Below are 7950 nucleotides of genomic sequence, written 5' to 3' on the forward strand. Positions count from 1 at the left end.
GGGGTCCTACCAACAAAACGCGGAAAACATACGCTAAGCAAAATTCGACATAAAGAAAGCCGATTTTCCTACGTTAAGGAATCCTCGGCTTTTATTTTATTGGTTAAGAGGGCGCAGGGAATTTAGGTCTGTTATTTTTGTCATATCAAAGGTGTATTCACCAAGAAAATTGATATGCTCCCATCCCAATGGCGAGATATGTTTTAGTAGGTCCTCTCGTAAATTTCCTTTTTCCTCCAACAGTTTTGTTGCTTCAGTTAGATATACAGTATTCCATACGCTAATTGCGTTAATTATAATGTTTAATGCACTTGCGCGTTGTAACTGATCTTGTAAGCCCCTTTCCCGTAACTCGCCACGTTTCCCGAAAAATAATGCTCTTGCCAAACCATTCATGGCTTCTCCTTTATTTAATCCTCGCTGTATTCGTCTACGTAATGCCTCACTGGATATGTAATCCAAGATAAAAATCGTTTTTTCAATTCTTCCCATTTCCCGTAAGGCAGTGGCTAATTTGTTTTGCCTTGCATATGAACCTAACTTCCCCATAACCAGCGAACCAGATGCTTTTCCTTCTCTAATGGAATGGGCTAGTCGAAGAACGTCATCAAAGTTTTCCTGAATAACCTTTGTGTTAATTCGACCACGAAGTAAATTTTCCAATTCAGGAAAATCACTTGGCTTTTGAATGGTGTAAAGTTTAGCATCAGCTAAATCACGTAGTCTAGGTGCAAATCGAAAACCTAACAAATGACTTAAACCAAAAACTTGATCCGTATAACCAGCTGTATCGGTATAATGCTCCTCAATATTTAATTCCGTTTCATGATGAAGTAATCCATCAATTACATGAACAGCATCTCTTGCGTTCGTATTAATGACCTTCATATAAAAAGAAGAGAATTGATCACTTGTAAACCGATAAATGGTTGCACCTTTACCTGTACCATAATGAGGATTTGCTTCGGCATGCAAAGATGATACACCCACCCGTACCCGCATTCCGTCAGATGAAGATGTGGTACCATCACCCCAATATGAAGCAAGGGTTAATTTTTTTTGGAAATTTACCAATGTAGCTTGCGCACGACTGATAGCATCATCATACAAACGCCATTGGGCAGCATTAGCCATTTGGTGATAAGTAATTCCAGGTGTAGCATCTGCCATTTTAGTCAAACCTATATTTGTTCCCATTGCCATAAGTGCAGCCATCAAAACAGGTTTTTCCTCTCCTTTTGGTGGTCGATTAGTGGAGGCATGTATTAACATTTTATCAAATCCTGTCCAATGTGCTACCTCCATTAAAAGATCAGTGAGTTTTATCTTTGGCAACATATTATACAGGGATAAACTAAAGTTTCGTGCTTCTTCTGGAGTGTCTTTTTCTAAACGGTCCAGTCTAAGTTTAGATTTTTCGACGTTTACTCCTTCAAGATCATCAAGATTATTTGAAATCCATGTGAGTCGTTGAGTTAGTGCTTTCCTTTGTTCTTCTAAGTATTCCTCTGCTGAAGAACGAACTGCTAACTTAGTTTCTTCGAGATTTGTTGCTGTCCAGTCCTCTTTAGTAACAAGGTACTCTTCAAAGTCTTTATGTAGCCTACTTCCGACAACATATACGTCTCCTGAACGAATATGATTTTTCAATTCCGTTAAGGCAGCCATTTCATAATAATGTCGATTTATTGTTCCATCTTCATCATAAACATGTTTTTGCCAACGTTTTGGAACAAAATCCAACGGAGCCTCATCTGGTATTTTTCTTTTTCCAGATTCATTCATTTCTTTCAATGTCTCTAAAGCACGTATCAATGGCTCTGATGCTTTTGTAGAACGAAACTCCAATGAATTAAGAAGGGCAGGAGTATATTTCCTCAGATAAGTGAATCGATTTCCAAGCAAATCAAGATAATCATAGTCCATTGGTCGAGCTAATTTTTTAGCTTCTTCTACGGAGGTAATGATTTTATCCCACGACATTACTTTTTCGATGGTGCTAAATGGATCGAGCCTTTCATCACGCGCTTGAATAAGCGCGGCCCCAATGTCTGCAAAATGAATAACCTTTTCATTAACTGCTTTTCCATTTTCCCTTTGCATTTCTTCTTGTGTTTTGCGACCTTTTGATTGTAAAATCATCATTTGCCTATCATGAATTTCTATTGCTTGGTCAATTAAGTCTTGGCTGAGTATCATAAGGTATGCTACCAGAATGGCATATTTCTTATCCTCTTTAAATCTACGAAATGAATGAGGTTCATAACGTGCTCCAATACGTGATAATTGAATCAATCGATTGGGATGCACCTCTTGTATGATCATTGGAAGTTTCAAATCCTTGATATATTCCAAACGCTTAATTACTTTTAAAAAGGCATCGGGTGACGATTGGCCAGGAAGTTCCCTTAACCATGCTAATGTCGTTTTCCTGTTTTCCACAAAGGGATCGATAAGTGTATCCAGTTGTTGTTTTTGCCAATTTGAAAGAGGTTTAATTAAAGATTTGAATATTTTTCCCTCTGCTCTCCGACGGGTCTCCCAAACCAGTCTTTCTATGGTGGTTATTCCGGGAAATATTATTTTTTGATTCCGTAATTGTTCTTGAACTGTATGAAGTAGGTACATCGCATTACCATTTTGCAAGGCGTGTTGCAATAAAAAGTGTGCAGCATTACGATACTTGCTTGCAGTGAAATTCTGATAACCATATACTTGTCGAATTTCTTCCAAATGTTCATGCTTGGTTGGATCTCGTTTGGCATATAAAGAAAAAGAATTGGGATCAGCATCGATTTGTTTTGCTATATATTGAATCACATAATCCGGTATAGGTTCAACATACGAGAGAGACCAACCGGGATATCTTAAAACGCATAATTGGACAGCAAACCCTAAACGGTTATGGTCCCTTCTGTGTCGATTAATTATTTCAAGATCACGTTTCGAAAAAGTATAATAGATTTCTAATTCACGTTCAGTCATACTTATTGGTATTCGTACAAATTCTGCTCTTTGATCTGCTGTAAGTAATTCTTTTCCTCTTGAAGCCATTTCGTACCATCCTTTCATAAACAAAGGCTTATTGTTTTTGCTCGCACAATAAAAGAGAGATTAAATTTCTACAGTATCCTTTTCCACTTGCTTAACAAGTTTGTAGAATGTCGTTTTTTTAACATCTGCTTGTTGCATCGCACTCGTTGCTGTAATATTACCTTTTTTCCATTCGTGATAAGCATCCATAAACCCATCTGTGATTTGTACTTTAGGGCGGCCGAAGGTTTTGCCTTGCTGCTTTGCTGCATCAATTCCCTCACGCTGGCGTTTTCGTATTCGATCCCGTTCCTCTTGTGCCATCCAAGAGAGGATTTGCAAGACAAGGTCTGCTATGAAGGTTCCCATACTGTCTTTATATTGAGTAGTATCAAGTAAGGGCATGTCCAAAACAACAATGTCAGCCCGAAGTTCCTTGGTAATGGCATTCCATTCCTGCACGATTTCCTCTTTATTCCGGCCAAAGCGATCAAGAGAATGGATATACAGCACATCCCCCGGACGGAGAATTCGTTTTAAAAGTTGATATTGTTCTCTTTCAAAATCCTTTCCACTCATCTTATCCATAAAAATGTCACGATCATTAATGCCTTTTTCCCTTATTGCGATAATTTGGCGATCCTCATTCTGGTCTTTGCTGCTAACCCGAATGTATCCGTACTTCCGTTTTTCCATATTAAATACATTCACTCTTTCTGTCTGTTTTTCTTTCTTCATTATACTATAATTTGTTCGCAAAAGTATACGTAAATCGATGAACGTTCGTAAATGTTTTTATGATATTTGCGTACACATAATTTTAGTAATTTGTGAGGATTATAAGCTGTTCGTAAATGTGTACTTTTATAAACAATTGATAAACCTTATACCTTAAACCAATAATCCGACATAAATTGTAATTTAATAAGTGATCAGATTGTTGTATTGCCAGGTTGAAAATAATTCACCTTTCCGTAAAAACTTTAATCCATGAGTTGAATAGGTCCAGAATAGATGGAGAATTGAACGGAATGGACCCAAGACAAAGATTTCAAAGGCATGAATTATAATCCCATTTCCATGACTGGTGTGGGATTAGGAGAACCTAATGATTCCAATAGAGCAAACAATTACTAATAGAAAAAATCCTAGCATTATAAACTATAAACGCGATTATTGTCGAAACATTATTATATATATTTGTAAACAAATAAGATATACTGGTTTTATATTCGGCCGAATATAAAACGAAGGAGGTTATAAAATTGAAATCTAAAAAATTTCTTATCAGCATGGTAACGGTTCTAGGACTATTGGGGTTTGCTAGTTTTGCAGAAGCAGGTCATAATTATATAAAATATGATACTACCGTGGGGAAATTCAACGGAAACGGTTACAGTGCTGAACAAAAAAAATCTGTAGCAGGTCAAAAAGCCGATGTATCTCATACAAGTAACGGTGGCTACAACGTAGATGTTCGCACTACCTCAAGAGGATCTAATGGTAAGTGGGCTAGAAATGTTAAGGCTGGGGATTCTAGACAATTGACAAATGGTCATAACAAGGGAACTAGAACAAAGTTACAATTTAGCAATGATTTAACTACTAGAGTTGACACACAATCTAGAGGCAGCTGGAGATCTAACTAGTATAAATTTTTGAGGGAAGATTTTCTTCCCTCAGATCTTAAGTGGAGTGTAGTAATGGCAAAATTAATTAGTATCGAACTTTATCGAAATTTAAATTTTAAAAATAGTATTATTATCGCTGGGCTTATTTTGATCCCTATAATTTATAATATCTATAGAATAGATCAATTTTCATTGGTAAATTCATTAGATCTTTTCAGTTTTAATATGTCTGTTTTTCTTCCTTTTCTTTTTCCTTTATTAGTTGTTCTTATATATGCACAACCATTCTCTAATGAATTGTCAAATAATTATATAACGTATACCCGTGTTAGAATTGATTTTAAAAAATACATACTTATAAAATTAATTAGCAATAGCATTCTTGTTTTTTTGAGTTTCTTCGTTGTTGTTTTCATTATTTTTTTATTTTCTTATTATATAGAACCACATTTAGGATTTGTTAATTATGAACCTGAAAATATTAATTTAACAACTGAAGGTCTATTAGATTACGATATAAGTATGTTTACTTTTACACAGCTAATAAAGTATAGCACTTTATTATATGGTTTAACTTACTCTGGATGGGTAGCCCTCAATGCCGTTTTGTACTCTTCCATGGCAATGTTAGCTACTCTGTTGTTTAGAAATACTTTTGTGGCACTATCCATACCATTTTTATTTTATCATATAGGTTCCTTTATTATTGCAGTGTTAGGTTTCCCAATGTTTTTACTTGACGCTTCAATTTTCCCTTTTAACGTTGAACAACAACCTATTTATATAGCGTTCATCCCTTTTTTATTTGTGGTTGGTGTTACAGGTTCTATGTTTTTCAGATTATTAAACAATATAAATAATAAGAGGTTTGATTGATCAAATGAATAGGTGGAGAGATAACAAATTTGCAATGGCTTCTTTCTTGTTAGTTACCATAATAGTTCTCTTTTATTCGCTTTCAATTAAACAAAATTTACTGATGAAAGCCGATAGTATATACCAACTTAATTTTTGGGATATTGCGTTATCACTACTAAGTGACCCTTACCTTTTTATATATTTATTTTTGCCAATTTGGCTCTTTCTTTGCGTATATTATATAGAAAAAAGTTTTGAGTTCTCTTTTATTATTAGGCTGGGGAGCTTCAATGGTTGGATCTTCCAAGTCGCTAAGAGCATGAAAAAATACTTTTTTATGTACTTATTGATCTTTGCAGGAACATTAATGCTCATTTTTATGACTAGTACTTATACATTAGACAATGAATGGAGTATATATAGTTATACAAGTGATATTAATAACATAGGAATTTTGTCCAGCTTAATTCAAACAGGGCTAAGCCCTATTTTAAGTTTAATTTTTCAATTATTTTATATTACTTTATTTCTATGCACCATATTCTTGTTACTCTGTGCTCTGTATATATATACTCAAAAAAAAATAGTATTAATCATAGTGAGTTGTCTTGTTTTTCTATATTCAGCTGCTTCTTTTCAATTTTTACCAGAGAATTTTAGCTTTTTATCGGTGGCAAATTATGCTTTTCTTTATCATGCTTACGCATCTTTTGATTCCATTATATTAGCCCCAATCATAATGTTGCTTTCTCTTGTATTAATCTTGAGCCTTAATACTTTGATTAGAATGAAAACTATAAATAAATCAAACTTATTTAGTTTAACTCCATATTTAATTTATATAGCTCTAATTTTTGTAGGCTTGTTTACGAATATATTGGAATATGACGGAATAGGAAAAACGATGGGTGACTTTATGTATCTGAAATTCTATGGGGTAGATATTGAAGACTTTGCAGTATTACAACATGTATACTATTCCATTGTGTTCTTAGGTTTTTGCTATCTCTTTCAAATGCATTTGGATGCCATTTTAACAGACAGGTTGTATTACGAGTTAATAAGGTATAAAAGTTATTATAAGTGGTTTAAGATATTTATGAAGAATGTGATTTTATCTATCATTTTACTTTTGGTTTTTCTTTTATGTTTAATAATAATTATAGGATACCTAAAAGGCTATCAATTTTCATTTGAGAATCTTTTGATTGATGTTCCAAGCAGTTATTATGTCACTCTTTACCACTTTTTTGTGAATAGTCTATTGCAAATGCTGAATTATATTCTAATTGTTTTTATTGTCTCTTGGTTATTTAATGAAAGTTACTACGGGTTAGTAGCTTTAGGCTTATTTATGGTTCTTATGTTACCTTTTGTTAACACTGCTCACTTACTTCCATTCGGGTTAAACAGTTTTGGTTTATTAGCAAATTTAAATGTATTCAAAATTACTCTCTATCTGTTCATAGGCTTATTGGTGGAAGGTATAATTATATTTACTCTTTTTAAAAAGAAATTATCTATATAAACTAGAAGGGATAACTTTTAATGGATCTAATAAAATTATCTAATGTAAGTAAGTCTTTTAAAGGAATTTCACTTTTTTCAAATGTAAATGTTTCTTTTAAAGAAGGAAAAATCTATGGAATCAAAGGTCACAATGGCTCAGGGAAATCTGTGCTTTTTAAAATGATTTGTGGTTTCATTAATCCAGATGACGGGGAGATTGTTATTGACTCGAAATACATGAAAAACGATAATGACTTTCCGGAAAATTTTGGAGTCATAATAGACAGACCGGGTTTTATTGGTAGTAAAACAGGGTTAGAAAACCTAAAGTCGCTCGCCTCTATAAAAGGAGAGATTTCAGAAAAGGAAATCTGTATGGCTATGGAGGCAGTAGGTTTAGACCCTTCTATAAAACAGAAAATGAGGAATTACTCTTTAGGTATGAAACAAAAAATAGCTGTTGCCCAATCATTTATGGAAAATCAGAGTGTATTAATTTTGGATGAGCCTTTTAATGCTTTGGATGTAGATAGCGTAAAAAAGATTCGTAACTTGTTACTTGGTTTCAAAAAAGAGGGAAAAACTATCATACTAACAAGTCATAATCAAGAGGACTTAGACTTTTTGTGCGATGAACAAATGCGAATTAATAATTATACACTTGAGTCGTATGAGAGCACATTAAAAATCTGAATTTAATTAGGCAGTACTTATTAAAGCACATTTCACCCCTAGGATGGGAACATGTCAATTTTATTAGTGAATACACCTTTGATATGACGAAAATAAGAAGCTTAAATTCACTGCGTCCTCTCAACTAATAAAATGAAAGCCGAATTCCTTAGCGTAGGAAAAATCGGCTTTCTTTATGTCGAATTTTGCTTAGCGTATGTTTTCCGCGTTTTGTTGGTAGGACCCC

General features: G+C 34.0%; 6 protein-coding genes. 4 read left to right on the forward strand and 2 right to left on the reverse strand.

Annotated elements, in window-relative coordinates:
- Positions 1–96: 96 nt before the first annotated feature.
- A complete protein-coding gene (locus tag KQI49_RS18155; RefSeq protein ID WP_216490984.1) occupies positions 97–3054 on the reverse strand; it encodes a Tn3 family transposase in 2958 nt (985 codons plus the stop codon).
- Between the two features lie 60 nt (positions 3055–3114).
- Positions 3115–3729, reverse strand: coding sequence for a recombinase family protein (locus tag KQI49_RS18160; protein ID WP_216490989.1), 615 nt, complete (start codon positions 3727–3729; stop codon positions 3115–3117).
- 569 nt (positions 3730–4298) lie between these two features.
- Between KQI49_RS18160 and KQI49_RS18165 the strand changes: the two genes are divergently transcribed.
- Genes KQI49_RS18165 through KQI49_RS18180 form a run of 4 tightly spaced genes read left to right on the forward strand, consistent with a single transcriptional unit; the run spans position 4299 to position 7724 of the window.
- Positions 4299–4682: a hypothetical protein gene (locus KQI49_RS18165; RefSeq protein WP_216490985.1), complete on the forward strand. Its 384-nt coding sequence runs from the start codon at positions 4299–4301 to the stop codon at positions 4680–4682.
- A 54-nt stretch (positions 4683–4736) separates the two neighbouring features.
- Positions 4737–5540: an ABC transporter permease gene (locus KQI49_RS18170; protein WP_216490986.1), complete on the forward strand. Its 804-nt coding sequence runs from the start codon at positions 4737–4739 to the stop codon at positions 5538–5540.
- Positions 5533–7050 carry a hypothetical protein gene (locus tag KQI49_RS18175; RefSeq protein ID WP_216490987.1) on the forward strand — a complete coding sequence of 506 codons (1518 nt, stop codon included), beginning with the start codon at positions 5533–5535 and terminating at the stop codon, positions 7048–7050. Before KQI49_RS18170 ends, KQI49_RS18175 begins: the two co-directional genes overlap by 8 nt.
- 20 nt (positions 7051–7070) lie before the next feature.
- Positions 7071–7724 carry an ATP-binding cassette domain-containing protein gene (locus KQI49_RS18180; protein WP_216490988.1) on the forward strand — a complete coding sequence of 218 codons (654 nt, stop codon included), beginning with the start codon at positions 7071–7073 and terminating at the stop codon, positions 7722–7724.
- Positions 7725–7950: the final 226 nt, after the last annotated feature.

Source organism: Virgibacillus sp. MSJ-26 (genome assembly GCF_018918075.1).
In the GTDB taxonomy this organism is placed as follows: Bacteria; Bacillota; Bacilli; order Bacillales; family Amphibacillaceae; genus MSJ-26.

Bases quoted from the DNA above. Each gene is read 5' to 3' on its own strand.
- KQI49_RS18170 (WP_216490986.1), top strand. From the start codon at position 4,737: ATGGCAAAATTAATTAGTATCGAACTTTATCGAAATTTAAATTTTAAA.
- KQI49_RS18180 (WP_216490988.1), top strand. From the start codon at position 7,071: ATGGATCTAATAAAATTATCTAATGTAAGTAAGTCTTTTAAAGGAATT.
- KQI49_RS18160 (WP_216490989.1), bottom strand. From the start codon at position 3,729: ATGGAAAAACGGAAGTACGGATACATTCGGGTTAGCAGCAAAGACCAG.
- KQI49_RS18155 (WP_216490984.1), bottom strand. From the start codon at position 3,054: ATGGCTTCAAGAGGAAAAGAATTACTTACAGCAGATCAAAGAGCAGAA.